General features: G+C 66.6%; 26 protein-coding genes. 6 read left to right on the top strand and 20 right to left on the bottom strand.

The features are described 5' to 3' along the window. Positions 1-28 precede the first annotated feature (28 nt). From P1K30_RS18730 to P1K30_RS18695, 8 genes are all read right to left on the bottom strand, one after another. Positions 29-451, bottom strand: a complete 423-nt coding sequence (locus P1K30_RS18730; protein ID WP_275634296.1) for a globin domain-containing protein — start codon at positions 449-451, stop codon at positions 29-31. A 60-nt stretch (positions 452-511) separates the two neighbouring features. Beyond that, on the bottom strand, positions 512-1,453 hold the full coding sequence (locus tag P1K30_RS18725) for a DUF2927 domain-containing protein (protein ID WP_275634295.1): 942 nt from the start codon (positions 1,451-1,453) through the stop codon (positions 512-514). 9 nt (positions 1,454-1,462) lie between these two features. Continuing rightward, on the bottom strand, positions 1,463-2,656 hold the full coding sequence (locus P1K30_RS18720; protein ID WP_275634294.1) for a toxic anion resistance protein: 1,194 nt from the start codon (positions 2,654-2,656) through the stop codon (positions 1,463-1,465). Positions 2,657-2,701: 45 nt separating this feature from the next. Beyond that, positions 2,702-3,592, bottom strand: a complete 891-nt coding sequence (locus tag P1K30_RS18715) for a 5-bromo-4-chloroindolyl phosphate hydrolysis family protein (protein WP_275634293.1) — start codon at positions 3,590-3,592, stop codon at positions 2,702-2,704. Between the two features lie 2 nt (positions 3,593-3,594). Then, positions 3,595-3,795: a hypothetical protein gene (locus tag P1K30_RS18710; protein WP_275634292.1), complete on the bottom strand. Its 201-nt coding sequence runs from the start codon at positions 3,793-3,795 to the stop codon at positions 3,595-3,597. An 85-nt stretch (positions 3,796-3,880) separates the two neighbouring features. Beyond that, entirely contained in the window at positions 3,881-4,711 is an 831-nt protein-coding gene (locus P1K30_RS18705; protein WP_275634291.1) for a TerC family protein, read from the bottom strand. 168 nt (positions 4,712-4,879) lie between these two features. Continuing rightward, on the bottom strand, positions 4,880-5,989 hold the full coding sequence (locus tag P1K30_RS18700) for a pseudouridine synthase (RefSeq protein WP_275634290.1): 1,110 nt from the start codon (positions 5,987-5,989) through the stop codon (positions 4,880-4,882). 56 nt (positions 5,990-6,045) lie between these two features. Continuing rightward, on the bottom strand, positions 6,046-7,146 hold the full coding sequence (locus P1K30_RS18695) for an AI-2E family transporter (RefSeq protein WP_275634289.1): 1,101 nt from the start codon (positions 7,144-7,146) through the stop codon (positions 6,046-6,048). Between the two features lie 121 nt (positions 7,147-7,267). Between P1K30_RS18695 and P1K30_RS18690 the strand changes: the two genes are divergently transcribed. Together P1K30_RS18690 and P1K30_RS18685 are read left to right on the top strand one after the other, a co-directional pair. Further along, the gene (locus P1K30_RS18690) at positions 7,268-7,720 is read left to right on the top strand and encodes a nucleoside deaminase (protein WP_275634288.1); all 453 of its coding nucleotides are present in this window, start codon (positions 7,268-7,270) and stop codon (positions 7,718-7,720) included. Between the two features lie 240 nt (positions 7,721-7,960). Then, on the top strand, positions 7,961-9,736 hold the full coding sequence (locus P1K30_RS18685; protein WP_275634287.1) for an SLC13 family permease: 1,776 nt from the start codon (positions 7,961-7,963) through the stop codon (positions 9,734-9,736). Positions 9,737-9,739: 3 nt separating this feature from the next. Here the strand turns inward: P1K30_RS18685 and P1K30_RS18680 are convergent, their stop codons facing one another. From P1K30_RS18680 to cdd, 9 genes are all read right to left on the bottom strand, one after another. Continuing rightward, positions 9,740-11,113, bottom strand: coding sequence for an MATE family efflux transporter (locus P1K30_RS18680; RefSeq protein WP_275634286.1), 1,374 nt, complete (start codon positions 11,111-11,113; stop codon positions 9,740-9,742). 58 nt (positions 11,114-11,171) lie between these two features. Continuing rightward, a complete protein-coding gene (locus P1K30_RS18675; RefSeq protein WP_275634285.1) occupies positions 11,172-11,798 on the bottom strand; it encodes an SAM-dependent methyltransferase in 627 nt (208 codons plus the stop codon). Between the two features lie 92 nt (positions 11,799-11,890). Then, complete coding sequence (locus tag P1K30_RS18670; protein ID WP_275634284.1) at positions 11,891-12,319, bottom strand: FKBP-type peptidyl-prolyl cis-trans isomerase; 429 nt, start codon at positions 12,317-12,319, stop codon at positions 11,891-11,893. Between the two features lie 192 nt (positions 12,320-12,511). After that, positions 12,512-13,531 carry an SPOR domain-containing protein gene (locus P1K30_RS18665; RefSeq protein ID WP_275634283.1) on the bottom strand — a complete coding sequence of 340 codons (1,020 nt, stop codon included), beginning with the start codon at positions 13,529-13,531 and terminating at the stop codon, positions 12,512-12,514. Positions 13,532-13,601: 70 nt separating this feature from the next. Further along, positions 13,602-14,234, bottom strand: coding sequence for a uracil phosphoribosyltransferase (upp, locus tag P1K30_RS18660; RefSeq protein WP_275634282.1), 633 nt, complete (start codon positions 14,232-14,234; stop codon positions 13,602-13,604). Beyond that, positions 14,227-15,219, bottom strand: coding sequence for an adenosine deaminase (locus P1K30_RS18655; RefSeq protein ID WP_275634281.1), 993 nt, complete (start codon positions 15,217-15,219; stop codon positions 14,227-14,229). Before P1K30_RS18655 ends, upp begins: the two co-directional genes overlap by 8 nt. After that, positions 15,216-16,412 (bottom strand): phosphopentomutase, encoded by a 1,197-nt coding sequence (locus P1K30_RS18650; protein ID WP_275634280.1) that lies wholly within the window; start codon positions 16,410-16,412, stop codon positions 15,216-15,218. Before P1K30_RS18650 ends, P1K30_RS18655 begins: the two co-directional genes overlap by 4 nt. Then, the gene (locus tag P1K30_RS18645) at positions 16,412-17,719 is read right to left on the bottom strand and encodes a thymidine phosphorylase (RefSeq protein ID WP_275634279.1); all 1,308 of its coding nucleotides are present in this window, start codon (positions 17,717-17,719) and stop codon (positions 16,412-16,414) included. Before P1K30_RS18645 ends, P1K30_RS18650 begins: the two co-directional genes overlap by 1 nt. Positions 17,720-17,722: 3 nt before the next feature. Then, entirely contained in the window at positions 17,723-18,121 is a 399-nt protein-coding gene (gene cdd / locus P1K30_RS18640) for a cytidine deaminase (RefSeq protein ID WP_275634278.1), read from the bottom strand. A 262-nt stretch (positions 18,122-18,383) separates the two neighbouring features. Here cdd and P1K30_RS18635 point away from each other — a divergent pair, with 262 nt between their 5' ends. The 3 genes from P1K30_RS18635 to P1K30_RS18625 all read left to right on the top strand — a co-directional run bounded on the left by P1K30_RS18635 (position 18,384) and on the right by P1K30_RS18625 (position 21,847). Beyond that, positions 18,384-18,596: a DUF3072 domain-containing protein gene (locus tag P1K30_RS18635; protein WP_275634277.1), complete on the top strand. Its 213-nt coding sequence runs from the start codon at positions 18,384-18,386 to the stop codon at positions 18,594-18,596. 114 nt (positions 18,597-18,710) lie between these two features. Then, a complete protein-coding gene (locus tag P1K30_RS18630; RefSeq protein ID WP_275634276.1) occupies positions 18,711-20,990 on the top strand; it encodes an NADP-dependent malic enzyme in 2,280 nt (759 codons plus the stop codon). 206 nt (positions 20,991-21,196) lie between these two features. After that, on the top strand, positions 21,197-21,847 hold the full coding sequence (locus tag P1K30_RS18625; protein WP_275634275.1) for a hypothetical protein: 651 nt from the start codon (positions 21,197-21,199) through the stop codon (positions 21,845-21,847). Positions 21,848-21,914: 67 nt separating this feature from the next. Here P1K30_RS18625 and P1K30_RS18620 read toward each other — a convergent pair whose 3' ends face one another. Next, positions 21,915-22,919, bottom strand: a complete 1,005-nt coding sequence (locus P1K30_RS18620) for an alpha/beta hydrolase family protein (protein WP_275634274.1) — start codon at positions 22,917-22,919, stop codon at positions 21,915-21,917. A gap of 83 nt (positions 22,920-23,002) precedes the next feature. Between P1K30_RS18620 and P1K30_RS18615 the strand changes: the two genes are divergently transcribed. Then, positions 23,003-23,404 (top strand): hypothetical protein, encoded by a 402-nt coding sequence (locus tag P1K30_RS18615; protein ID WP_275634273.1) that lies wholly within the window; start codon positions 23,003-23,005, stop codon positions 23,402-23,404. A 13-nt stretch (positions 23,405-23,417) separates the two neighbouring features. On the opposite strand, the gene P1K30_RS18610 is transcribed toward P1K30_RS18615, so the two are convergent. After that, on the bottom strand, positions 23,418-24,257 hold the full coding sequence (locus tag P1K30_RS18610; RefSeq protein WP_275634272.1) for a TolB family protein: 840 nt from the start codon (positions 24,255-24,257) through the stop codon (positions 23,418-23,420). Further along, the gene (locus P1K30_RS18605; protein WP_275634271.1) at positions 24,250-25,767 is read right to left on the bottom strand and encodes a malonate--CoA ligase; all 1,518 of its coding nucleotides are present in this window, start codon (positions 25,765-25,767) and stop codon (positions 24,250-24,252) included. Before P1K30_RS18605 ends, P1K30_RS18610 begins: the two co-directional genes overlap by 8 nt. Positions 25,768-25,804 lie beyond the last annotated feature (37 nt).

Genomic DNA, 25,804 nt, shown 5'->3' with positions numbered 1-25,804 from the left:
GCAACGGCCCGGCGTCGGGGGAACGGCGTCAGCCCGCCGCGCGCGCCTCTGCGGCGCCTTCCAGCGCGGCGGCGGTGGCCAGCCCGTACAGGGCGGTCCACGCGCGGCGGTCGGCATCGGTCCAGCCGGGGATATGCGCGGCCAGCGTGTCGATCAGCACCTCGCCCACCACGGCGTATTGCGCGTCCGCCGTGCCATAGCCGACGTGGCGGGCCCCCAGCGCACGAAGCTGCGGGATCAGCGCATCAAGGTCGTCAAGCGTCTGGACCACCAGCGCCAGCATCTTTTGCAGCTTGCCAGCCTGCCGGCGAATGTCGTCGGGAAACATCGGGCGCACGTCCGGCGCGGCGCGAAACAGCCGCTCGTAGAAGTCCCGCGTCAGGGCGTCGGGGGCGCATTTGATCCGGGCAAAGCCGGTGCGGATGCGGCGGATGTCGGTCTGGTCAAGCATCGGGTCCGGTCAGGCAACGGGTCCAGTGGCACTGTATCGCCGGCAAGAGCTAAGGAAGCCTTACGAATCGCCGCCCAAAAGCTCTGCGGCGATGATGTTGGCGATCGGGCGGGCTTCGCGCTCGGACATGTTGTTGCGCATCCGGGGATCGTACAGCATCCGCAAAAGCAGCTCGTCATGCCGGGTCAGCAGCGCGAATTCCTCGTCGTCGTTGAAGATCGACGGCCGCGCCATCGGGCTGTCGTTGGACAGGCCAAGGCCTTGGGCCAGTTCCTCGTGGATGCAGGATTTCCGCAGCAGGTCGGGATGCTCGCCACGGATCACCGCGACGGCCTGCGTATAGGCGCCGTCGTTGCGCGGATCGCGGGCGAACACCAGACAGAAGGTCGACCGGCGCATCGTTTCGACGGTCGTGATCGCGCTTTGGCTGATGTCGGGGATGATCGCCCGCAGTTCAGGGCCGATCTGCCGGCGCTCATCCTCGTTGACGATGAAGACGTGGTAGTTCGGGTTGCGGTCGGTCAGCAGCACCGGAAGCCCGGTCACGCGCGACAGCCGTGCGGTGTACAGCGCGATCTCGTCCCGGTCGGTCTTGCGCTGGTCTTCGGGGATCGTGTCGCCGAAGTGGACCTTCATGCGGATCGGCTGGGTCCAGCGGTGCAGGCGGCTTTCCGTCTGCTGCGCCACAAGCCGCCCGTTCACGTTCGCAAATTCCTCGTACAGGGCGATGCGCACGAAGTTCTCGACAAGCTGACGGGTGCTGTAGGGCGTGTCGGTCCCGCCGCCGTCGGTCCGCAGAAGGCCCTGCGCGCGCAGGTCATTCTCGACCCGCGCGTAATAGCCCGCAAGTTCGCGGCTGACCGCCGAAGGCTCTGGCGCGGTTTCGGCTTCGGGCAGGTCGGGGCGCGCCGCGGGCGGAGGTGAAAAGCGCACCGAGTCCTCGCAGGCCGCGAGCGCCAGAAGCAGCCCCGCGACCGCCGATATCCGTATGCGCGCCCTCACGATCCCCCGTCAGACCCCGGGAACCGCGGTGCCGACGGTGTCGCCGGTCCGGTCGCCACGCGCCTTGGCCGAGGCCAGCGTGTCGCGCAGTTCTTTTTCCATTTTCTGCAGTTCTTCCTCGGCGACGGCGCGCTTGGCTTTGCCTTCGTCCGCGATCTGCAGGCTTTCCTGAATCGTCGCGATCAGGTCGGCGTTCGCCTTCTTCACCGCTTCGATATCGAACACGCCGCGTTCCATTTCCTCGCGCACGGTGCGGTTCGCGGTGCGCAGGTTCTCGGCGTTCGAGGTCAGCAGTTCGTTCGTCAGGTCGTTCGCCTCGCGCACGGCCTGCGCGGCTTCGGCGCTGCGCTGGATCGTGACAGCCTGCGCCAGCTGGGTTTCCCACAGCGGCACGGTGTTCACGAGGGTCGAGTTGATCTTGGTGACCAGCGACTTGTCGTTTTCCTGCACCAGCCGGATCGACGGCAGCGACTGCATCGTGACCTGCCGCGTCAGCTTCAGGTCGTGCACCCGGCGTTCAAGATCGTCGCGGGCGGCGCGCACGTCGCGCAGTTCCTGCGCCTTCATCACGCCCTCGTCCTCGGGCGCGGCCTCGACCTCTTTCTCCTTGGCGGGGATGGTCACGGCGTCAAGCTCTTCCAGCTTTTCCTCGCCGGCGGCGATGTACAGCGCAAGCTCGTCGTAGAAGGCCAGCGTCTTTTCATACAGGACGTCCAGCGACTTGATGTCCTTCAGCAGCTTGTGCTCGTGCCCCAGCAGGGTGTCGGTGATCTTGTCGATCTGCCCCTGCACCGTTTCGTAACGGGCGACGAACTTGGCCATCGGGGCCATCTTGCCGGTCAGCTTTTCCCACCACGACCGGTCACGGCGCACGTCCAGTTCAGAGACCGAGAAACCGCGGATCGTGGTGACGATGTCGCGCAACGAGTCGCCCGCCGGGCCCACGTCCTTGTTGCGGACGTCGGTCAGCATCGACTGGCTGATCTCTTGCAATTCCGCCTGCGCGGCGGACCCGAACGAGATGATCGAGTTCGCATCCGTGATGTCGATCTCGTCCATGCGCTTGCGGATGGCGTCGGCGGTGGGCGCGTCAGCCGTTTTCAGCGGCACAAGCTCGGTGCTTGGCTCGGGCAGGAGAACGGCGGTGACTTCTTCGACTTCTTTCAACGTTTCAGCGGCTTTCTGACGTACGGCCTCGGTCATGGTGCTAACCCCCTAATTGTCCCCGAAATATGCCAATTCAATACCCTACTCCGGCCGGACCCCTTCACGGGCAAGCCTGTCACGCAAAACTTCTATCTCGATATCGAGGTCAGTGCGATTGTCGCCGAGCAGCTTCTCGGTTTGTGCGCTGAAATTCGCCTCTAGATCGTCGAGCAGGGATTCGTAATCGGACCGCGCGCCTTCGTCCCGGGTGCGGGCGTAAAGGTCGGCGAACTTCACCGTCGCGTCCTTCGCCCCCAGCAAATAGACGCTAAGGTACTTGCGCGCGCCGGTCAGGTCGCGGGGATCGTCCTCGATCGTGCGGAACATCGTCTTGACGGTGCCCTGAAATTTCTCGACCCGCCGTTCAAGACTGCGGTCGCCGGCCCGCAGGATGGCGTCGGACATGGCGGCAAGGTGCTTCTCGGCCTCGTCCACCGCGCGGGCGACGCGGTCGGACTGAAACTGGTCGATGCCCTCGGCACCCTTGTCCGACATCGGGTCCAGCCCGAAGGACAGAACGTGCAGCACCACGCCCAGTACGCCGAAGATCAGCGGGTTCAGCACACTGCCGTCCCCACTCCAGCCCGCGACGGCCAGCCCGAGCCCGGTCAGGACCGAGCCAAGGATCTTGCGCGGCAGGGCTGGGCGCCGGGCGATGCGGCGTGCGTCATAGGCGGCCTCGGCCTTCAGCCCCTCGCGGGTCATGAAGGCGGCGGCCATCAGGATGCCGAACGCCACCAGATCCAGCGCAAGCCCGACGGGTTCCTTGAAGAACGCGGTGACGACAAGGGGCAGGGGCGCGATGAACAGCAGGTTGGCCCGTCCGCCCGACCGGGGGCGCCGCCCGGCCCAGCCGCGCGCATTCGGCGCGCCCTGAGGTCCCGGCTGATTGCTGCCGTCCGGGCTGAACCGCCCGCCAAAGCGTTGCGCCATCGTCAGCTCCCCCAGAGGACGACGTAGAGGATCAGGGCGATCAGCAGAACGTAGGCGATCTTCGGAAGCATTCCGTTCTCGGCCATATCAAGTCCCTTTCCCTGATCCACGGCGGCGATGCCGCCGCGCACGGTGCGAACCACGGCAAGTCCGGCAAGAACCAGAATGCCGATGAATAGAACGGCAAGTACCAGCCGTGCCAAGGGCAAGCCCTCCTTCTTCTTACCCGCAGCCTAGGTCATTTGCAGGGTCCGGGCCAGCGAGCATTGCGCACCGGCCCGATGTTCTTCAGTGGCCCGCCATCTGGCGCGTCGCGGCCTGCCGTTCGGCCGCCAGCTTGCGCGAATAGCGCGCCTGTATCGCCTCGACCGCGAACAACACGATGACCGAGAAATAGAAGGTTGTCTTGGACATCGGGATGATTTCGTAGCCGAAGACATGCAGCGCCAGCGTCTCGTCATGGGCGGCATGGGCGGCGGCCTGCCCGGCCTCGCCCAGCAGCACGACGCCGACGATCAGCAGGATGAACAGGCCCAGCACCTCGAACATCCGGTTCTTGGACAGGAAGGTGGTGACGCCGTCGGCCAGCACCAGCATCGCCACGCCCGACAGGATGATCGCGATCGCAAGGACCGGGAACACGTCGGTGATGGCCAGCGCCGATAGGATCGAGTCGAACGAGAAGATCAGGTTCATCATGACGATCAGCCCGACAACCTTGGCCGCCGACATGCCGGCGCCACCCTCGACATCCGTCGCGAGGTGGTTGATCGACAGCATGTGCGCGATCTCTTTCACCGCCGTGTACATGATGAACACGCCGCCGAAGATGAACACGCAGGTCGCGAAGTTCACGCCGCCTTCCAGCACGCCCTCCCAGTTCATCACGAAGAACGGCTCGGCCAGAAGGTCGATCAGGTGGACCATCGCGAACAGCAGAATCACCCGCAGCGCCACAGCGATGATGATCCCCCAGAACCGCACGCTTTTCTGCTGCGCCACGGGGGCGCGTTGCGACTGGATCGAGATGTACAGAAGGTTGTCAAAGCCCAGAACCGCCTGAAGAAAGCACAGCATCAAAAGGTTGCCGAGGTTCTGGAGTGTAAGAAGATCGGCCATGTATTCGTCCCGCTCGGTCAAAAATCTGTGATTAGAGATACAGCAGGCACATCCGCAGGCAAGGGCGCCGCCGGGATTGGCCCCGCACGCCACGCCTTTCGGACCGGTGCGTGCATTGCGCGCCGGTTCTGGTCGGACGGCAAGGTAAGCGGGTGCGATGCGCCGGGATCAGCCGCGCGGTTTGGGGCCCCGGCCCGGACCTTGGCCCGGGCTTTTCTTAGGTCCTTGGTTGGGGCCACGACCGTCGCCGCCCGGACGCTTGCCGCCGGTGGCGTTGCCCCTCGGGCCGGATTTCGGGCCGGACTTGGGCCCTGTTTTGGCAGCGGGCCCGCCCGCGCCGCGCCATGACTTGCCGGACTGCCACTCGTCCTTGTGCGCCGCAGCACCCCGTGCCCGGCCCGGTTTGCCCGATCCTTGCTTAGCCGAGGCCGGTTTGCCGGAACCCGGCTTTCCCGGCCCGGATCGCGGACCCTTGGTCTGTCCGGGGCCGGACCGGTCAGGTCGCCCCTTGCCCTTTGGCGCGCGGCCCGGGGCCTCGGTCTCCGAGGTGTCCAGCCCAAGCTGATCGCGCAGCACGCGGCCCTTGATCTCGCTGACCTCGCCGGTGCCGAGGTTGCCCAGCTGGAAGGGGCCATAGCTGACCCGGATCAGCCGGTTCACCGCAAGGCCGACGGCTTCCATCGCGCGGCGGATCTCGCGGTTGCGGCCCTCGCGGATGCCGACCGTCAGCCACGCGTTCGCGCCCTGCTGGCGGTCCAGTACGACCTCCATCGCCTGAAACCGCTCGCCCTCGATCTCGATACCCTTGCGCAGCGGCTCCAGCGTCGCATCGTCGGGCTTTCCGTTGACCCGCACGCGGTAGCGGCGCAGCCAGCCGGTCGAGGGCAGTTCCAGCTTGCGCTTGACGCCCCCGTCGTTGGTCAGCAGCAGCAGCCCTTCCGAGTTCAGGTCAAGCCGCCCCACGCTCATCACCCGGGGCATATCCTCGGGCAGGGCGTCGAACACCGTCTCGCGGCCCTGTTCGTCCTTGGCGGTGGTCACCAGCCCGGTGGGCTTGTTGTACAGCCACAGCCGCGGCGGCTCGGGCGGCGCCAGCGGCGCGCCGTCGACGGTGACGCGGTCCTGCGCGGTGACGTTCAGGGCCGGGGACCCGATCACCTTGCCGTTCACCGCGACGCGGCCGGCCTCGATCATCCGCTCGGCGTCACGACGGCTGGCGATGCCCGCGCGGGCAAGCACCTTGGCGATCCGGTCGCCGGGAGGAGGGGTCTCGGTCATGCGCCCGCCTTACCGCGCCGTGCGGCGCTTTGGAAGAGCGGCGTCAGCCCGCGTTGTCAGGGCGCGGAAACCTCGTCCGCGGCAGGACGAGACCGCGCGGGCAGACCGGGGTCCGGGTCAAGCCGTTCGGCGGCAAGCACGGCAAGAAAGCGGGTGGACCGGAACTGGCTGAGAACAATGATCAGGATCGACGTCATCGGGATCGCAAGCATCGCCCCCGGAATGCCCCACAGCGCGCCCCAGAACGCCAGCGCGATCAGGACGACGAAGGGGCTAAGGTTCAACTGCCTGCCGATCAGGCGCGGTTCCAGGATGTTGCCGACGACGAACTGCGCGGCGGTCAGCAGGACCGTGACCAGCAACGTCCACGGCACCGAAACGAACTGCGCCAGCGACAAAACCGCCGGGAAGGCGACCCCAAGGTACGAGCCGAAATAGGGGATGTAGTTCAGCATCCCGATGACGATCGCCCAGAACAGCGCGAAATCGATGCCCAGCGCCCACAGGATGACATAGCAGATCGACGCAAGGATGATGTTGATCAGCGTTTTGACGCCCAGATAGGTGGTGATCTGCGCGTTGACCTGCTGCACCACGCTCATCACCCGCTCGGCGTCGCCGGCTTCGGGCAGCGCGCGGGCGATCTTGGCGGGAAACCGCATCCGCTCGCCGGTCAGGAAGGCGGCGTAGATCAGGATCACGAAGATCATGCCGCCAAGACTGGTGAAGTTGCCCAGCAGGGCGATGGTCAGCGCCTCGATGTCGATCCGGTCGATGGTGGCGGTGCGCAGGCTGTCCCACATCTCGGTCGCGTCAAGGTTCAGCCGGTCCGCCATCCCGACGATGAAGCGGTCCAGGTTCGCTTCGTAGCCCGGGATCACCTCGATGATGCTGCGCACGGTGGCGGCGACGACGGCGGCGAACAGGGCGACGACCAGCGAGAATACCAGGACGACCAGAAAGCTCAGCATCCCGTTCGGCAGCCGGTCCAGCATCGGCACCCGCGCCAGCGCGGCCGTCGCGGCGCTCATCAGGTAGACAAGGATCGTGGCGGCGACGATGGGCAGGATCACACCGCGCCCAAGGTACAGGATCGTCGTCAGCGTGACCGCCAGCACCAGAAAAAGCACGAGATTGAAAAGGGGTGTCTGCTGCATGAAGGTCCGGGCGGTCAATGGAGGCGGTCGCACCGATCCTTTCGCCCGGCGGCGCGAGGGTCAAGGCGCGCGCGGAAAGATTGCCGCTGGCAAAGTGCTGACGTTTGCGCGAAGAAACGCCATGACCGCGTTTGCAAGCCAGATGGATGCCGCGCTGCAAGAGGCGCGCGCCGCCGCCCTGCGCGGCGAGGTGCCGGTGGGCGCGGTGATCACAGACCCCGCGGGCCGCATCGTCGCACGCGCGGGCAATCGCACCCGCGAACTGTCCGACCCCACCGCCCACGCCGAGATCCTCGCCCTGCGCGCCGCCTGCGCCGCCGCCGGCTCGGAACGGCTGCCGGGCCACGTCCTGTACGTGACGCTGGAACCCTGCCCGATGTGCGCCGCCGCCATCGGCTTCGCCCGCATCGCGCGGCTGTGCTACGGCGCGTCCGACCCGAAGTCCGGCGGCGTGGCCCACGGCCCGCGCGTCTTCAGCCATCCCCAGATGCACCACGCCCCCGAGGTGATCGACGGCATCGCGGCCCGCGACTGCGAGGCGCTTTTGAAGGACTTCTTCGCCGCGAAGCGGTAGGCCTTGTAGGTCAGGGGCCATCGGGGAAGGGGGCTTTGCCCCCTCTGCGGGCTGCGCCCGCATTCACCCCCAGGATATTTCCGGACCAAAGAGACCTGCCGTGCGTCCCGATGTCTTTGGTCCTCAAATATCCCCGCCGGAGGCTCCCGCACTCGACGCCGCCGCGACGTTCGGGCGGGCGCGCGCCGGGGCGTGTAACGAGTGGTTCAGCTTGGCGCGAAACCGGCATAGGGTCGCGCCATGACCCAGGACCAGATCATCCTTTTCGCGCTGTTCATCGCCGTCTTCGGACTGCTTCTATGGGGGCGGTTCCGCTATGACCTCGTGGCCTTCGGGGCGCTGATGCTGGGGGTGGTGCTGGGCGTGGTGCCGACGGAAGAGGCGTTTTCCGGCTTCGGCCATTCCGCCACGCTGATCGTGGCGCTGGTGCTGGTGGTGTCCGCCGGGCTTGTGCGGTCCGGCGCGGTCTATCTGATCACCCGGACACTGGTGGACAGTTCGCGCGCGCTGGGCACGCATATCGCGATCATGGGCGGGGTCGGCGGTGTGCTGTCGGCCTTCATGAACAACGTCGCCGCGCTGGCGTTGCTGATGCCGGTGGACATCCAGACCGCGCGCAAGGCGGGCCGGGCGCCCGGCCTGTCGCTGATGCCCCTGTCGTTCGCCACCATCCTTGGCGGCATGGCGACACTGATCGGCACGCCGCCCAACATCATCATCGCCTCGATCCGGGCCGAGTCGCTGGGCGAAAGCTTCAGCATGTTCGACTTTGCCCCCGTCGGTGGCATCACCGCGCTGGTGGGGCTGGCCTTCGTGGCGCTGGTGGGCTGGCGGCTGATCCCGACGGCGGCGGCCACCGTGTCCGATAGCGCGATGGACGACGCGGCCTATATCGCCGAACTGACCGTGCCGGAGGACGGCGCGCAGATCGGGATGCGGTTGGACGATCTGGACGAAGAGGCCGAAAAGGCCGACGTCGTGATCCTTGGTATCGTGCGCAGCGGAGAGCGTCTGAAGGGCAAGCGGCGCGACATGGTGATTGAGGCGCAGGATGCGCTGGTGCTGCAGGCGACGCCGCAGGCGCTGGACGAGTTCCGCACCGCGCTGTCGCTGAAGTTCGCCGATCCCAAGCGCGAGTCGTACCTGCTGGACAACAGCGATGGCGTCTCGAAGATCGAGGTCGTGGTGCCGCAGGACGCGCGCATCGCTGGGCGCAGCGCGCGGGCGATCGGGCTGAACTGGCGACGGCGGTCGATCCTGTTGGGGATCTCGCGCAAGGGCGCCGGCGTCTCGGGCCAGTTGCGCCGCGAGACGATCCGCGCCGGGGACATCCTGCTGTTGCTGGTGCCCGAAGGCGAGGAGGCCGAGGTTGTCGAGTGGCTGGGCTGTCTGCCGCTGGCAGAGCGCGGCCTGTCGGTGACGCAGGACAGCAAGACGTGGCTGGCCATCGGCATGTTCGCCGCGGCGGTGGCGGCGGCGTCGCTTGGGCTGATTTACCTGCCGGTGGCGCTGGGGCTGGTCGTGGTCGGCTATGTGCTGACGCGCATCGTGCCGGTGACAGAGGTCTATACCCACATCGAGTGGCCGGTTGTGGTCTTGCTGGGCTCGATGATCCCGCTGGGCGCGGCGCTGGAAAGCTCGGGCGGCACCGAACTGATCGCCGGGGCGCTGGTCGGCCTGACCGAGGGGATGCCGCCTTGGGCGATCCTGACCGTGCTGATGGTCGTCACAATGAGCCTGTCGGACGTGCTGAACAACACCGCCACCGCCATCGTCGCGGCGCCGGTCGGCATTCGAATGGCGCAGTCGCTGGAGGTGAACCCGGACCCGTTCCTGATGGCTGTCGCGGTCGCCGCGTCCTGTGCTTTCCTGACGCCCATCGGGCACAAGAACAACACGCTGATCCTTGGGCCGGGCGGCTACAAGTTCGGCGATTACTGGCGGATGGGGCTGCCGCTGGAAATTCTGGTCGTCGCGGTCTCGGTTCCGGCGATCCTGGTGTTCTGGCCGCTGTAGCGCCTAGGCCTGTGCCGGGTCGGCGCGGCGGGCGCGGCGTGCGAACTCGGCCCAGAATCGCCAAAGCAGGGTGAACGCCGCAACGGCAAGGCCGCAGACCAGCCCGGCCCAGACGCCGGGCGCGCCGAAGTCCAGGACGAAGCCGAACACGTAGCCCGCCGGAAAGCCGAATACCCAGTAGGACACCGCCGCAAGGATCATCGGGGTTCGCGTGTCCTGCAGGCCGCGCAGCAGCCCAAGGGCGATCACCTGCAGCCCGTCCACGGTGTTGAACAGCGCCGCGACCGACAGCAGGACGACGCCGATGGCAAGGATCTCGGGGCGGCGTGGGTCGGCGGGGTCGACGAACAGGCCGACCAGCAGTTCGGGCACCGACAGGTAGACGACCATCGTCACGATGGCGAACAGAATCGACAAGCCGGTGACCGCGCGGGCGCCCAGCCGCAGAAAGTCGAGGTCGCCGCGCCCAAGCGCCGCGCCGGCCCGCACCGTGGCGGCTTGGCTAAGGCCAAGGTGAACCACGAAGGTCAGCGATGCCAGCTGGATCGCCACCCCGTGCGCCGCCAGCGGCACCGGGCCCAGCCAGCCCATCATCACCGCCGTCGCGGCGAACAGCCCCGTCTCTGCAAGGTTGGTGATGCCGATGGGCCAGCCAAGGCGGAAGACCTGCCAGAAGGCTTCCCAGTCGGGGCGCCAGAAGCGGGCGAACAGCGTGTGTTCGCGGGTCACCTGCGCCGCATAGACCGCGAAGGCAAGAAAGCTCAGGACATGCACCGTCAAAGAGGCGGTCGCGGCGCCGGCGATGCCCATCTCGGGCAGGCCCAGCTTGCCGAAGATCAGGATGTAGTTCAGCGCGATGTTCACACCGGCCCCGGCCAGCGTGATCCACAGAACCACCTGCGTGCGTTCCAGCGACGACAGATAGCTTTTCAGCACCATCACCAGCAGGGCGGGCACCATCGCGACTGCGGTGATCGCAAGGTAGGTTTGCGCAAGCGTCGCCACGATCTCTGTCTGGCCCATCAGTTCCAGCAGGGGGCGCGACCAGATCAGGGCGGGCATCACGGCCAGTCCGAACAGGATCGAGATCCACATACCCATCCGCGTCACCCGGCGGACCTGACGGTCGTCGCCCGATCCGATGGCTTGCGCGACCATCGGCATGACGGCGAAGGCGAAGCCCGAGCCGAGGATGAAGATCACGAACCAGATGGAATGTGCGAGGGTGGCGGCGGCCAGTGCCTCGACGTCGTACCAGCCCAGCATCAGGGCGTCGGTCACGCCGATCGCAACCTGTGCAAGGTGGCTGCCGATCAGCGGCAGGCCAAGCCCGAGAAGACCCGCGACATGCGGCCTGTATGTACGCCAGCGGCTCATGCGCTGCCTCTAGGGCAGCACGTCGGTCGGGGCAAGAGCGGGCCAGTGGCCCGGAGCGTCAGGCGCCGGGCTTGCGGGCGACGAAATCGATCAGCGCGGCGGTGCCGTTGTGGCCCTCTCCGCTGTCGACATGGGCGTCGTAGTCGGCCTCGTGCAGCACTTCGTAGTCTGGAAAGGCGTCGTGCAGCAGGTCCAGCGTGTACATGTTCTCGATCTTGCCGGGGCCGCCGGTGCCGTAATCCACCTGTCGCGGGGCGAACCCGTGGATCATAAGCAGGCCGCCGGGCCGCAGGGCGGCGTTCATCCCATGAAACACCGCCGGGCGGTCGTCGGGTGACAGGAACTGGAAGTAGACGCCCAGCACCACGTCATAGCTGTCGGCGGTCCAGCCGTAGGACAGGATGTCGGCCAGCTGGAAATCGACCGAGACGCCTTCGCTTGCGGCAAGGGCGCGCGCCTTGCTAAGCCCGACCTGCGAGTTGTCCATCGCGGTGACGTCCAGCCCGCGCTTGGCAAGCCAGACCGAATTGCGCCCCTCGCCATCGGCGACGGCCAGTACGCGGGCGCCGTGCGGGATGCGGTGGGCCTGTTGTTCGACGAAACCGGCGGGGCGGGTGCCGAACAGGTAATCCGACCGATCGTACCGGTCGTCCCAGAAGCTGGCAGGAGAGAAATCGTCTGTCATGCGGGCAAGATTAATCCTGCCCGCATGCTTGTCCATGCGTCCGCAGCGGTACGCCCGAATTTTCAATGAAAATTCGAACCCGCCGCGCGCGATCAGTTGACCGAGACCAGTTCCACGTCGAAGGTCAGCGTCTTGCCGGCCAGCGGGTGGTTGGCGTCCAGCGTAATCTCGCTGTCGTTGACGTCGGTCACGGTGACCGGGATGGCCTGACCTTGCGGGGTCTGCATCTGCAGTTGGGTGCCGGGCTCGGTCGGGATGTGATCGGGGATCTGGTCGCGCGGCACGGCCTGAACGCGGCCCGGATCGTGCGATCCGTAAGCGTCTTCCGGGGCGATCTTCACGGTTTTCTTCTCGCCGACTTCCATGCCGGTCATCTCGCGGTCAAGGCCGGGGATGATCTGACCGGACCCGACGGTGAATTCAAGCGGATCGCGACCCGCCGAACTGTCGAACTGCGTCCCGTCGTCTAGGGTTCCTGTGTAATGCAGACGGACGGTGTCGCCGGTTTTCACCTGGGTCATGAGGGCTCCTGAATAGGGGGGGAATTGCCGAGGCCGCGTCCTGCGGGTGCTCGTGGTTCATCCGGGAATCGTTCCATCCGAGGCGCCGAATGTAAACCCCGGCGTCGAGACGCGGTGCAAACCCTTGTGTGTATACGCAAAACCCGACCGCGCGCGGCCGGGTTTGCAGGTTTTGGGCGGTTTTCGGTCGCCCTAGCGGCGCGTGGTCGCGCCGGTGTAGCCAGCGCCGCGCACCATGCTCAGGCCGTTCGACAGAGTGCCGGTGCTGGCGAACGGACCGGCCAGAAGCACGGTATACTCCGTGCCGCCACGCCGGGCGGTCGACAGGTTCATCGGCAGGCCCAGCGGCGACAGCCCCGCAGCGGCGGCGCGCGCCTTGTCCGGGGTCGAAAAGACCCCGACCTCGACAAACCGATGCCCGGTGGGCGGGGTGTTCTTGGTCGACACGGTATAGGCCGGGCCGTGGGGCGCCTCGTGCGTCAGGATGTATTCGCGGTCCGGCGTCGGGCGGCCGTTGATCACGGTGTAGCGTTCCGTTTCGGGCGTCACCAGCTTGCGCGGCACACCGGCGGTCCAGACCAGCCGCATCTGTACGAACCCCTCGGGCGTGACATGGCCACGGTAGGGGTTGAACCGGCCGTCTTCCGGGTCGAACGCCATGCGATAGCCCGGCGGGGGCGTGATCGCTGGCGGCTTCGGAACGTGGATGACGCGGGTGCCGTCCGACAGCACGTAGGGGCCGGGGCCGCACTGCGAGGTGCACACCACGCGGGTCGCGGCGGGGGGCGCGTGAACAGTCACCGTGCGCGGCGGCGGCGTGGTGCGGACCACGTTGGTCGCGACCATGGTGGGCGCGGGGGTTGGCGCGGGCGTCGTCGCGGCAGGCGGCGGCGCGGTCACGACCCTAGGTGCGGGTTCCGGCGCGGGCTGGGCCAGCGGTGCGGGCGTCGGCACGGGCGCGTTGGCAAGCGACGGCGTGTAGCCGCACAGAAGCTGGCGGTCGCTGCTGACGCGCGGCACCCATGTCACGGCGCCATCCAGACCGGCGCGCACGAAGATGCAGCCGTTGCTGTCGACGTACTCTTTCCCCGTGTAATCGGTCGGCGGAACCTCGGCAGGGCCGGTAATGTCGTCCACGGACTGCGCCTGTGCCGTTCCGAGACCGGCGACAAAACACAGGGCGGTGGCGGTAATGGTCTTAAATCGTTTCATAATGTGCCCCCACACATGATGTTATCCCAACATGGACGGATTCTGACTGTGGGTAAAGTCCCAAGCCGGATCACTTGGTTCCGAACATCCGGTCGCCCGCATCGCCGAGGCCGGGCACGATATAGCCCTTCTCGTTCAGGTGGTCGTCCAGCGCGGCGGTGATGATCGGCACGTCGGGGTGCGCTTCTTTCATGCGGGCGACGCCTTCGGGCGCGGCCAGCAGGCAAAGGAACCGGATGTCCTTGGCGCCCGCTTCCTTCAGTAGGTCGATCGCGGCGGCAGAGCTGTTGCCGGTTGCCAGCATCGGGTCGACGGCGATGGTCAGGCGTTCGCCAAGGTTGTCGGGCACCTTGAAATAGTACTGCACGGGCTGCAGCGTTTCCTCGTCGCGGTACAGGCCGACAAAGCCCACGCGCGCGGCGGGGATCAGTTCCAGAACGCCGTCCAGCAGCCCGTTGCCGGCCCGCAGGATCGACACCAGCGCCATCTTCTTCCCCTCGATCACCGGGGCCTCCATCTTGCACAGGGGCGTGTCGATGGTTTCGGTGGTCATCGGCATTTCGCGGGTGACCTCGTAGGCCAGCAGGTGGCTGATCTCGCGCAGAAGCCGGCGGAAGGACGCGGTCGAGGTGTCCTGCTTGCGCATGATGGTCAGCTTGTGCTGCACAAGCGGGTGTTTCACGACGGTCAGGTGATCATACATCGGCAGGCTCCAGTCTCTTGCGGATTTTCGCACGGGTTACGTCGTCGCAGAAGGCGGCATCAAGGGCTTCTTTCGCGAGGTAGCCAAAGTCTTCCTCGTTCCAGCCGAACACCCGGTTAAGCTGCTCGAACTCTCGCGTCATCGTGGTGTGGAAAAACGGCGGGTCATCGGTCGACACCGTGACGGCGACGCCGTTCTCGCGCAGCTTCTCGATCGGGTGGTCGTGAAGTTGCTTATAGACGCCCAGGAAAACGTTGGACCCGGGGCAGACCTCTAGCACGATGTTCTCGCGCGCCAGCCGTTCGACAAGGTGCCTGTCGTGCCAAGCCGCCACGCCGTGCCCGATCCGTGCGGGGCGCAGGGCGTCAAGCGCATCGCGGACGCTGTCGGGGCCGTCCCATTCGCCGGCATGAACCGTCAGCCCCAGCCCCGCTTCGCGCGCCATGTCGAAGGCATAGGCGAAGTCCGCCGGCTTGCCCTTCTTCTCGTCGCCGGCCATGCCGAACCCCACCAGCCAGTCGCCGGCGGTCTCGGCGGCGCACAGCGCGGTCTCCTTGGCCTTCTCCGGGCCGAAGTGCCGGATGCAGGTGACGATGCCGCGCAGGGTGACGCCCATCGTGCGCTCGGCTTCGTCCGCCGCCTCTTGGATCGCGTGCAGGTATTCCCGCCACGCGCCCAGATCGCGACCGCCGCAAAAATCGGGGCTGATGAAGGTTTCGGAATAGACCACGCCGTTCTTCGCGCTTTCTTCCAGCACCGCGAGGGTCAGCCTTTTGTAGTCGTCCGGGGTTTGCAGGGTCGAGGTAGCGGCTTCGTAGACCTCAAGAAAGTGCCAGAAATCCCGGTAATCATAGCTGCCGTCCGGCTTGAAAATGCCGGAAATGTCCAACTTCTTCTCTTTCGCCAACCCGGCGATGAAGGCGGGCGGGGCGCCGCCTTCGAGATGCAGGTGCAGTTCGACCTTCGGCAATTCGGTGAAGCTCACAGGAAAGACCTCCCCGGCGGTTGCGCCGGTATTCCAAGGTGCGCGGCGACAGAGGCGGCGACATCCGCGAAGCCGACATTGCCGATTTCCTTCGCGCCAAGCCCGTATCCCACGATCGGCACCCGTTCCCGCGTGTGGTCGGTGCCGCGCCACGTCGGATCGTTGCCGTGATCGGCGGTGAAAATCGCCAGATCGCCGGGACGCAGGCGATCCAGAAAGCGGGGCAAGGCGGCGTCGAACCATTCCAGCGCGCGGGCGTAGCCGGACACGTCGCGGCGATGGCCATACAGGCTGTCGAATTCGACAAAGTTCGCAAAGGTAAAGGATCCGTCAGGAGCTTCGTCCGCAAAGGCCGTCAAATGTTCGAAAAGGACATCGTCCGCCCCTTTGCGCACCTCGTCGATCCCGCGCATCGAGAAGATGTCGCCGATCTTGCCCACCGCCTGCACCCGCCGCCCGGCGGCCTGCGCCCAGTCGCACAGCGTCGGGCTGGGCGGCGCGATGGCAAGGTCCTTGCGGTTGGTGGTGCGGGTGAAGCCTTCGGTCTCGGAGCCGACGAAGGGCCGGGCGATGACGCGGCCCACCTTCATCGCGTGAAGCGTAGGGGCAAGCGTCTTGCACAGGTCCAGCAGACGGTCGAGGCCGAAGTGATCCTCGTGCGCGGCGATCTGGAACACGCTGTCGGCAGAGGTATAGCAGATCGGCCAGCCGGTGCGGATGTGCTCGGCCCCAAGCTCGGACACGATGGTGGTGCCGGACGCATGGCAATTGCCAAGGATCCCGTCCGTTCCGGCGGCGGCGCAGACCGTCGCGACAAGATCGTCGGGAAAGCAGGGCACGGTTTCGGGGAAATAGGTCCAGTCCCACGGCACCGGAACGCCGGACAGTTCCCAATGCCCCGAGGGCGTGTCCTTTCCGTTCGACACCTCGGTGCCCGCGCCCCACAGCCCCTGCGGTGTCGCGTCGAGGCCCGGCGTCGCCGCGCCCGACGCAAGCCGGATCGCCGCGCCAAGCCCCAGCGCGTCGAGGTTGGGCAGGGCCAGCGGCCCGCTGCGGCCCTCTTCGGCGCGCCCAGCGGCGCATTCGGCGGCGATGTGGGCCAGCGTGTTCGCGCCCTCGTCCCCGAACGCGGCTGCATCGGGCGCACCGCCGCAGCCCACGGAATCAAGGACGACAAGGAAGGCGCGAGGCATCAGCCGACACTCCGGTACACGGTGGGCGGCAGGTCCGGGACGTCCGGCGATACCGTAAAGGCGCGCGACAGCACGTCGGCGGCGTGTTCGGCCGCCTTGTCGCTGTCGGCGTGGATGATGGCAAGTGGCGCCCCGGCATCGACCGGGTCGCCCAGCAGCGCGATGTCCGACAGGCCGACGGAGGGGTCGATCCGGTCGCCCGACCGCATCCGGCCCCCGCCAAGGCGCACCACGGCGTTGCCCAGCATCTCTCCGTCGATGGCGGACAGATACCCGGCCTCGGGCGCCGGAACCGCCTGTATCACACGGGCCGAGCCCAGCCGGTCGCGCCAGCGGTCGACGAAATCGCCCGGGCCGCCCATCGCGCTGACCATGCGGCCAAAGCGTTCGGCGGCCGCGCCGCTTGCGATGACCTGAAGAACCATTTCGGCGCCTTCCGCGCGGGTGTCGGCCATGCCGGCAAGGCGCAGCATCTCTCCGCCAAGGTCGCCGGTAAGGTCGCACAGCAGCCCACCCGTGTCGCCACAGGTCAGGGCCTCCATCACCTCCATCACCTCTAGCGCGTTGCCGACGGCGGGGACGCAGGGCTGGTTCATGTCGGTGATCAACGCGCTGGAAGGGCAACCCGCGCCGTTCGCCGTGTCGACCAATGCCTCGGCCAGATCGACGGCGTCCTCCATCGTTTTCATGAACGCGCCGGAACCGACCTTGACGTCCAGCACCAGCGCATCCAGCCCGGCGGCCAGCTTCTTCGACAGGATCGAGGCACAGATCAGGTCGATGGATTCCACGGTCGAGGTCACGTCGCGCACCGCGTACAGGCGCCGGTCGGCGGGGGCGGTGTGTTCCGACGCCGCGACGATGGCACAGCCCGCCTCGGCGGTGATGGCGCGGAAGCGGTCCTCGTCGATCTCGGTCGACAGGCCGGGGATCGATTCAAGCTTGTCCAGCGTGCCGCCGGTGTGGCCCAGCCCGCGCCCGGATACCATCGGCACGAAGGTTCCCAGCGCCGCCATCGCGGGCGCCAGCAACAGCGACACGCAATCGCCCACGCCGCCGGTGGAATGCTTGTCCAGCACCGGGCCGGGCAGGTCCCAGTCCAGCACCGTGCCGGAATCGCGCATCGCGAGGGTCAGGGCGATGCGCTCTTCCTCGGTTCGGGGGGACAAGCACATCGCCATCGCGAAGGCGCCGGCCTGCGCGTCGCTCACGGCGTCGCTGGCAAGGCCGTCCGCGAACCAGCCGATCTCGGCCGGGGTCAGGTGTTCGCCGCGCCGCAGCCGCGACAGGATCGCCCGGGCATCCACGGCTCAGCCCTTGTCCCGTTCCATGTCGCCGCTTTCGAAAGCGCCGGGCAGCAGGTCGGCCACCGTTATGGTCTTCATCGCGCCGCGCGTCGTGGCCATCGTCACCTCGGTCTCCGGGGCGGCGAATTCGGCGATCTTCTGGCGGCAGCCGCCGCAGGGTGCGACCGGGCGCGGGGCGTCCGCGATCACGGCAAGCTCGACGATCTCCAACTCTCCGTCGGCGATCATCGCCGCGATGGCCCCGGCTTCCGCGCAGGTGCCTTCGGGATAGGCCGCGTTCTCGACGTTGACGCCGACAAAGACCTTGCCGGACGCGGTTCGCAGCGCCGCCCCGACCTTGAAGTTCGAATAGGGGGCGTAGGCGTTGTCGCGCACACGGGCGGCGTCGTCGAGAAGGGGCATGGGCAGGACCTTGTACCGTTTCCGGCAAGCCTGCTTTGGCGCTGCTGGAAGCGCAAGCCCCAAGCGCGCGGCGGGCCGACTGTGTCGCGGACGGCGGGCCGAGATGCGGCGGCCTTGGGCGCCTGTCCGGCGAACCGCGGCCTTTGCGGACTGGAAATCCCGCCCGGTCAGGGGCTTGGGCGGCAGCGGACAATTGCCGATGGAAATTTGGCCCGAATCCTTCCGTCGCGTTATACTGGCCCACGGACTGGGAGGACGTTGAATGTCAGATGTGAAGACCCCCGCGGACGTGGTGGCCTGCGCCACGCCCGTATTCCTCGACACCGCCAACCGGAAGGCCGAAGCCGCCCCGATGACCGACCTGCAGATTGCGGAACTGCGGACGCTTGCCGACCGTCTTGGGGAACCCTTCGCGGCCACCCTGACCCGGCGCGAGGCGCAGGACAGGATCGCCCGGCTGCGCGACCGGCTGTAAGCGGCGGACCCGGCGGCAGGGAGGACGCCGCCGGGTCCGTTTCGCATTCTGCCATTCCAGCCCGGAGATTTTCCCGCTAATCAGCGCGCGACTCTGAAGTCGGGGAGAAGACAGGTGTCAGACCAACACAGAGACGCGTTCCGCCAGACGGCGCTGCATTACCATGAGAACCCGAAGCCGGGGAAGCTGGAGGTCCGCGCGACCAAGCCGCTGGCGAACGGGCGCGACTTGTCGCTTGCCTACAGCCCCGGCGTGGCCGAGGCCTGTCTAGAGATCAAGGCCGACCCGCAGGCCGCCAGCCGCTATACCGCCAAGGGCAACCTTGTGGCGGTGGTGTCGAACGGCACCGCGGTTCTTGGGCTTGGCAACATCGGCGGGCTTGCGTCCAAGCCGGTGATGGAGGGCAAGGCGGTTCTTTTCAAGAAGTTCGCGAACATCGACTGCTTCGACCTTGAACTGAATGAATCCGATCCCGAAAAGCTGGCCGACATCGTCTGCGCGCTGGAACCGACCTTCGGCGCGATCAACCTTGAAGACATCAAGGCGCCCGACTGTTTCATCGTCGAGAAGCTGTGCCGCGAGCGGATGAACATCCCGGTGTTTCATGACGACCAGCACGGCACCGCCATCGTGGTGGGCGCGGCGGCGACCAACGCGCTGGAGGTGGCCGGCAAGGCGTTCGAGGATATCAAGATCGTCTCGACCGGCGGCGGCGCGGCGGGCATCGCCTGCCTGAACATGCTGCTGAAGCTGGGCGTCAAGCGCGAGAACGTGTGGCTGTGCGACATTCACGGGCTGGTCTACAAGGGCCGGACCGAGGACATGAACCCGCAAAAGGCCGAATACGCGCAGGACAGCGACCTGCGCACGCTGGACGAGGTGATCGACGGCGCCGACCTGTTCCTTGGCCTGTCCGGGCCGAACGTGCTGAAGCCGGACATGGTGGCCAAGATGGCCGACCGTCCGGTCATCTTCGCGCTGGCCAACCCCACGCCGGAAATCCTGCCCGAGGACGCGCGCGCGGTATCGCCCGACGCGATCATCGCGACGGGGCGGTCGGATTATCCGAACCAGGTCAACAACGTGCTGTGCTTCCCGTTCATCTTCCGGGGCGCGCTGGACGTCGGCGCGACCGAGATCAACGACGAGATGCAGATCGCCTGCATCGAGGGCATCGCGGCACTGGCCCGCGCCACCACCTCGGCAGAGGCGGCGGCAGCCTACCAGGGCGAACAACTGAGCTTTGGCGCCGACTACCTGATCCCCAAGCCGTTCGACCCGCGCCTGATCGGCGTGGTGGCATCGGCCGTGGCGAAGGCGGCGATGGAGTCGGGCGTCGCGACGCGGCCACTGGAGGATATCGCGGCCTACAAGGCGCGGCTGGACGGGTCGGTGTTCCGGTCCGCCCTGATCATGCGTCCGGTGTTCCAAGCGGCGGCGACGGCACGCCGGTCCATCGTGTTCGCCGAGGGCGAGGACGAGCGCGTCCTGCGTGCGGCCAGCGCGATGATCGAGGAAACCACCGACACGCCGATCCTGATCGGCCGCCCCGAGGTGATCGAGGCGCGCTGCGAACGGGCCGGCCTTGCGATCCGGCCGGGCCGCGACTTTGACCTTGTGAACCCCGAAAACGACCCGCGCTATCGCGAGTACTGGGAAACCTATCACCAGGTCATGGCCCGTCGCGGTGTCACCCCCGATCTGGCGCGTGCGATCATGCGCACGAACACCACGGCCATTGCGTCGGTCATGGTGGCCCGGGGCGAGGCGGACAGCCTGATCTGCGGCACCTTCGGCCAGTTTGGCTGGCACCTGAACTACATCCGTCAGGTGCTGGCGGACCACAAGCTGCACCCGGTGGGCGCGCTGTCGCTGATGATCCTTGAAGACGGCCCGCTGTTCATCGCGGACACGCAGGTTCACCAGCAGCCCACGGCGGAAGAGATCTGCGAAACGGCGATCGGCGCGGCGCGCCACGTCCGCCGGTTCGGGATCGAACCGAAGATCGCGCTGTGTTCGCATTCGCAGTTCGGCAGTCTGGACAGCGAAAGCGGTCTGCGGATGCGGCGGGCGATGGAACTGCTTGAAGAACAGCAGGTCGATTTCGCGTTCGAGGGAGAGATGCACGTCGACAGCGCGCTGGACCAGACCCTGCGCGACCGCCTGCTTCCCGGCTCGCGGTTCGATGGCGCGGCGAACGTGCTGATCTTCGCGTCTTCCGACGCGGCCTCTGGGGTGCGGAACGTGCTGAAGATGAAGGCCGGCGGGCTGGAAGTCGGGCCGATCCTGATGGGCATGGGGAATCGCGCCCACGTTGTGACGCCGTCGATCACCGCGCGCGGTCTTCTCAACATGTCCGCTTTGGCGGGGACGCCGGTCGCCTATTACGGCTAAGTCCTTCGCGCGACCTTCGATTTGACACGCCGGGGCCGTTTTCCGCGGCCCCGGACGTAAAGTTGACAACTTGGCGTTGCACGGAAGTAACGCTTAACCATGTTAACTTTCTTTCCGCTACGTCGCTTAGCGGAAATTAACCTTCTGTTGATACTCTGCCTTCAATCAAGACCGGGCCGCGTCGGCCCCACAGAGGATAGCAGAGCATGAATTTCACCCGCAGCGCCGCAGCACTTGTCGCCTCGGTCACCCTTTCCACGGCAGCCATGACCGGGCAGGCCGCCGCTCAGGACATGTCGTCCTTCGGACTGGAAGCGGGTGTTTCGACACTTGGCGTCTTCATCGCCCCGGACTTTCAGCTGCACCGTGACGTCCACCTGCGGACGCCGCTGTACTTCGGCAATTTCAGCGACACCTACGAATACGATGATAACGACGTCGACACCGACCTGTCGTTTTCCTCGGTCGCCGTCATGGCGGACTACTACGTGATGGGCACGGGCTTCCGTCTGTCCGGCGGTCTGGCCTTTGGCGGGTACGAAGCCGACGCCATCATGGTCGCCCCCACCATCGACGGAGAGTCGCTGGCAGGCGACATCACCGGCACGGTGCGTGCGAAGAACAACGTCTCGCCGGTACTGGCGATCGGCTATCGCCACATGTTCAACGACAGCTGGGGTCTTGTGGTCGAAGGCGGCGCGCGGTTCACCCAGTACGAGATCGAGACCCAGGGCCAGGACCAGCTGTCGGCCAGCGCACAGGCCGATTTCGAGGCTGACATCCAGGACTATCAGGACGATCTGGACGACTTCTCGGTCGTGCCGTTCATCAGCCTTGGCGTGACCTACAACTTCTGATCCGGCAGGGCCGGGGGCGCGTGACGCGCTTACCGGCCCGCCACTCCGCGCTGGGCCTTTGGCGGTCTCAGCGCATCCACAACTTTTCCTTCTTGATCCGGTTGCGGATCACCTGCTCGCGCCGGGGAAGGTTGTCCTGATCGAACAATGCGCGCACCTTCTCGCCCTTCCGCTGGAACACCATCCGCTTGATCGGATCGTATTCCTTCAGCACCTTCTTCACCCGGTTCGGCGCCGCGACGCTTTCCAGCACCTTGATCACCGCGTCCGCCTCGCGCGCGTAAAGCAGCGGCAGCAGGCGATAGTGACAGGTCACAGAGCCGTCCAGCAGACCGTCGGGGATCGTCTGGCGCGCGCCGCCAAGCGCGTGGATCACCAGCGGCAGCACGATCTGGTCCAGCCACGGCATCATTTCCTGCCCGACAAGTTCACGCGGAGGATCGTCGCGCACCGCGACGGCATAGTCGTGGAACAGGCGGCCGAAGGCGTGCGGGCAGGCGTAGAAGAAAAAGCCCGCGTTGAAATACATGAACCGCTGCCAGTATTCCTCTGGCTCGGTCGCATCGACGGTGGGGCCCATGTCCAGGCCGAACTTGTCGTAAAGCGACTGCCAGATCTGGTGATAGCCGGGCCCGTACAGTTCGGGCTGCGGCCAGGTGCCTTCGCGCCGAAGCGACGCGCAGGGCCGGTCGAAGTCGAAGGGCACCGACGACAGCGGCCCGGTGACCAAGGTGTCGGTGTCGAAGAACACGAAGGGCTCGCCCTTGGGCAGGGCGAACAGGCCCTCGATCTTGTTGCCCTGCGGATAGCGCGACCCGAAGCTGCGGCTTTCGAATGGCACGATCTCGGCGTCCAAGTCGGCTAGCAGGGCGCGAAGCTCGGGCGAGGAGATGCGCGGATCGCTTTTCCACAACGGGCCGGGCTGGGGTTCCGCGACGAACAGGCGACCGGCAAAACCCGGGTCGGACTGGCGCAGGCTGGCGGCGAACAGCGCCGCTTCATAGCCCAGACGGCCGTCCTGCCCGACGATCATCACGTTGAACGCTTGGCGTTCTTCCGGCTTTTTCGCCATATTACTGCTACCTGCCCGTTTTGGGCGGACTATAGGCGGGAAGCGGGTTTCCCGGAAGAATGAATTGAAGCAGGAGGTTTTCGATGCGGATCATCATGGCGGCGCTGGCCGCGGCAGTTTTTGGCGTGGCGCCCGCGCAGGCACAGTTCGACTCGGCCGAACAGGTCAAACCGATCCTGAAGATGATCAAGCCGCAGTGGGTGTCGCTGCGCGAGTACGAGGGGCAGGACCTGCTGTATTTCACGATGCTCGAGGTCTACCGCTGCGGCATCGACCAGATCCGTTACGTGATCAACGAAGGCAAACCCGCCGTGTGGGAGACGCCGCCCTGCGAAGGGGACGAGGCGTTCTCGGACATCCCCGCCGACCGCCTGCCGTTCACGACGTTCCCGCTGAAGTCGGTCGAGAAACTGCGGATCGAGCTGACCTATGACGACGGAACCGTCGAGTGGGCAGAATACCAGCGCGGTGACGTGCTTCAGTAGGGGCCGTGCGCCGCTATTCCTTTTCGTACCGGACATAGGCGAACCGTGCCCCGTCCGGCGCCCAGTTCGGCACGTTGATCGACCCCTGACCGCCGTGGAACGCCGCAACCGTCCACGGCGCGCCGCCGTTTGACGGCATCAGCTTCAGTTCCACATCCTCGCCGCGCGGGTGCCCCTCGACGTGGGGCGGGTAGGCGAGGAACAGGACCAGCTTGCCGTCCGGCGACGGGTGCGGGAACCAGTTCACGCGGCCGTCGTCCGTCATCCGTTCCAGCCCGCTGCCGTCGGTGCGGATGCGCCAAAGCTCGGGCAGCCCGCCGTGGTGGTCCGAGTTGAACCAGATCCATTGCCCGTCCGGGGTATAGTCCGGGCCGTCTCGGTGGCCGGGGCCTTGGGTCAGCACCGTCTCGGCGCCGCCGGCCAGCGGGCAGGTCGCGATCTGGAACACGCCGTCGCGCCGCGCGGTGTAGGTCAGCGTCAGGCCGTCGGGCGACCAGCCGTGATAATAGGACGGCGCCAGATCGGTCACCCGCTCGGGCGTGCCGCCGCCGATGGGCAGACGGTAGATCACCGAGGTGCCGCGCGCAGGGCTTTCGCTGACCACCAGCGTCGTCCCATCGGGCGAGATGCCGTGATCGTTGTTCAGGCTGCGCAGGTCGCCGGTGTCGATCCGCTGCAGCGCCCGTGTCCCGTCCAAGTCCAGCCGGAACAGGTGTCCGTCGCCGTTGACGATCAGGAAGCTGCCGCAGGGCGACCAGTTCGGCGCCTCGATCAGCGCGTCGGTTTCGAAGGCGATCTCTTCTCGGCCCGTCGCCACGTCGTGCAGCACAACGGTGCTGTGCGGCTCAGCCATCGGTGAAGACCCCCGCGAACTGGTCGCGCAGGACGTTCTTTTGCACCTTGCCCATCGTGTTCCGGGGCAGGGCGTCCACCACCGCGACATGGCGCGGCTGCTTGAACTTCGCCAGCCGGTCGGCCAGCGCCGGCGCGACCAAGGCGTGGTCCAGCGTGGCACCCGTCTCGGGCACCAGAACCGCCACCACGCTTTCCCCGAAATCGGGATGCGGCGCGCCGACGACCGCGCTTTCCTTGACGCCGGGAAGATCGTCCAGCACCAGCTCGATCTCTTTCGGATAGATGTTGAACCCGCCCGAAATGATCAGGTCCTTGCCGCGCCCGACGATGGTGACATAGCCGTCAGGCTCGACCAGCCCAAGGTCGCCGGTGATGAAGAACCCGTCCTCGCGCAGTTCCTCCTTCGTCTTTTCGGGCATCTGCCAATAGCCTTGGAACACGTTGGCCCCGCGCACCTCGATCATCCCGATCTCGCCCCTTGGCAGTTCGGCCCCGGTTTCGGGGTCGGTCACCTTCAGTTCCACCCCGGGCAGGGCCGGTCCCACGGTGCCCGCGCGGCGGTCGCCGTCATACGGGTTCGAGGTGTTCATGTTGGTTTCGGTCATCCCGTAACGTTCAAGGATGCGGTGCCCGGTGCGGTCCTCGAACTGGCGGTGCGTCTCGGCCAGCAGGGGGGCAGAGCCCGACACGAACAGCCGGAAGTGGCCGACAAGGTCGCGGTCGAAGCGTGGGTCGTCCAGCAGACGGGTGTAGAACGTCGGCACGCCCATCATCGCCGTCGCCTTCGGCAGGTTGGCGATCACGGTGTCGGTGTCGAACTTCGGCAGGAAAATCATCGACCCGCCCGCCAGCAGCGTGACGTTGGTCGCGACGAACAGCCCGTGGGTGTGGAAGATCGGCAGCGCGTGCAGCAGCACATCGTCTTCGGTGAACCGCCAGACCTGAGCCAGCGTGGCGCTGTTCGACAGCAGGTTCTCTTGCGACAGCATCGCCCCCTTGGACCGGCCCGTGGTGCCCGAGGTGTACAGGAACGCGGCAAGATCGTCGGCACTACGATCGACGGTGTCGAACGTCTCGGGCAGGCCTTGTGCCGCGTCGGCGAAGCTGCCGGTGCCGTCGCCGTCCAGCGTCATCAGGGCCGCGCCGTGCGCCGCGCAGACGGGGACAAGCGCGGCTTCGGCGGCGGTGTCGCACAACACCAGCTTCGCGCCCGAATTGCCGACGAAGTAATCGACCTCGGCGGCGGTATAGGCGGTGTTCAGCGGCAGGAAGATGATCCCGGCCTGCGCGCAGGCGGCATAGACGGCCAGCATCTCGGGCGATTTCGCCAGCTGCACGGCCAGCCGGTCGCCGGGGGTCAGCCCCTGCGCCGTCAGCGCGTGGGCGAACCGGGCGGCCATCCGCAGGAAGGCGTCGTGCGCGATCACCGACCCGTCGGGCAGGTGCAGGAACGGCGTCTGCTGTCCGGCGTAGCGCCCGAACAGCCTGTCGTACAACGGATTTGGCATGGTTCCTCTCCCTTCACCTGCGTGTTTGGGTATCCGC

Source organism: Psychromarinibacter halotolerans (assembly GCF_029168315.1).
Lineage (GTDB): Bacteria > Pseudomonadota > Alphaproteobacteria > Rhodobacterales > Rhodobacteraceae > Psychromarinibacter > Psychromarinibacter halotolerans.
This window is presented reverse-complemented; position numbering and strand designations above follow the sequence as displayed.

What these genes read in the sequence shown, in the direction of transcription:
- P1K30_RS18730 (WP_275634296.1), bottom strand. Translation starts at nt 451, where the DNA reads ATGCTTGACCAGACCGACATCCGCCGCATCCGCACCGGCTTTGCCCGG.
- P1K30_RS18720 (WP_275634294.1), bottom strand. Translation starts at nt 2,656, where the DNA reads ATGACCGAGGCCGTACGTCAGAAAGCCGCTGAAACGTTGAAAGAAGTC.
- P1K30_RS18715 (WP_275634293.1), bottom strand. Translation starts at nt 3,592, where the DNA reads ATGGCGCAACGCTTTGGCGGGCGGTTCAGCCCGGACGGCAGCAATCAG.
- P1K30_RS18705 (WP_275634291.1), bottom strand. Translation starts at nt 4,711, where the DNA reads ATGGCCGATCTTCTTACACTCCAGAACCTCGGCAACCTTTTGATGCTG.
- P1K30_RS18700 (WP_275634290.1), bottom strand. Translation starts at nt 5,989, where the DNA reads ATGACCGAGACCCCTCCTCCCGGCGACCGGATCGCCAAGGTGCTTGCC.
- P1K30_RS18695 (WP_275634289.1), bottom strand. Translation starts at nt 7,146, where the DNA reads ATGCAGCAGACACCCCTTTTCAATCTCGTGCTTTTTCTGGTGCTGGCG.
- P1K30_RS18690 (WP_275634288.1), top strand. Translation starts at nt 7,268, where the DNA reads ATGACCGCGTTTGCAAGCCAGATGGATGCCGCGCTGCAAGAGGCGCGC.
- P1K30_RS18685 (WP_275634287.1), top strand. Translation starts at nt 7,961, where the DNA reads ATGACCCAGGACCAGATCATCCTTTTCGCGCTGTTCATCGCCGTCTTC.
- P1K30_RS18680 (WP_275634286.1), bottom strand. Translation starts at nt 11,113, where the DNA reads ATGAGCCGCTGGCGTACATACAGGCCGCATGTCGCGGGTCTTCTCGGG.
- P1K30_RS18675 (WP_275634285.1), bottom strand. Translation starts at nt 11,798, where the DNA reads ATGACAGACGATTTCTCTCCTGCCAGCTTCTGGGACGACCGGTACGAT.
- P1K30_RS18670 (WP_275634284.1), bottom strand. Translation starts at nt 12,319, where the DNA reads ATGACCCAGGTGAAAACCGGCGACACCGTCCGTCTGCATTACACAGGA.
- P1K30_RS18665 (WP_275634283.1), bottom strand. Translation starts at nt 13,531, where the DNA reads ATGAAACGATTTAAGACCATTACCGCCACCGCCCTGTGTTTTGTCGCC.
- upp (WP_275634282.1), bottom strand. Translation starts at nt 14,234, where the DNA reads ATGTATGATCACCTGACCGTCGTGAAACACCCGCTTGTGCAGCACAAG.
- P1K30_RS18650 (WP_275634280.1), bottom strand. Translation starts at nt 16,412, where the DNA reads ATGCCTCGCGCCTTCCTTGTCGTCCTTGATTCCGTGGGCTGCGGCGGT.
- cdd (WP_275634278.1), bottom strand. Translation starts at nt 18,121, where the DNA reads ATGCCCCTTCTCGACGACGCCGCCCGTGTGCGCGACAACGCCTACGCC.
- P1K30_RS18635 (WP_275634277.1), top strand. Translation starts at nt 18,384, where the DNA reads ATGTCAGATGTGAAGACCCCCGCGGACGTGGTGGCCTGCGCCACGCCC.
- P1K30_RS18625 (WP_275634275.1), top strand. Translation starts at nt 21,197, where the DNA reads ATGAATTTCACCCGCAGCGCCGCAGCACTTGTCGCCTCGGTCACCCTT.
- P1K30_RS18620 (WP_275634274.1), bottom strand. Translation starts at nt 22,919, where the DNA reads ATGGCGAAAAAGCCGGAAGAACGCCAAGCGTTCAACGTGATGATCGTC.
- P1K30_RS18615 (WP_275634273.1), top strand. Translation starts at nt 23,003, where the DNA reads ATGCGGATCATCATGGCGGCGCTGGCCGCGGCAGTTTTTGGCGTGGCG.
- P1K30_RS18610 (WP_275634272.1), bottom strand. Translation starts at nt 24,257, where the DNA reads ATGGCTGAGCCGCACAGCACCGTTGTGCTGCACGACGTGGCGACGGGC.
- P1K30_RS18605 (WP_275634271.1), bottom strand. Translation starts at nt 25,767, where the DNA reads ATGCCAAATCCGTTGTACGACAGGCTGTTCGGGCGCTACGCCGGACAG.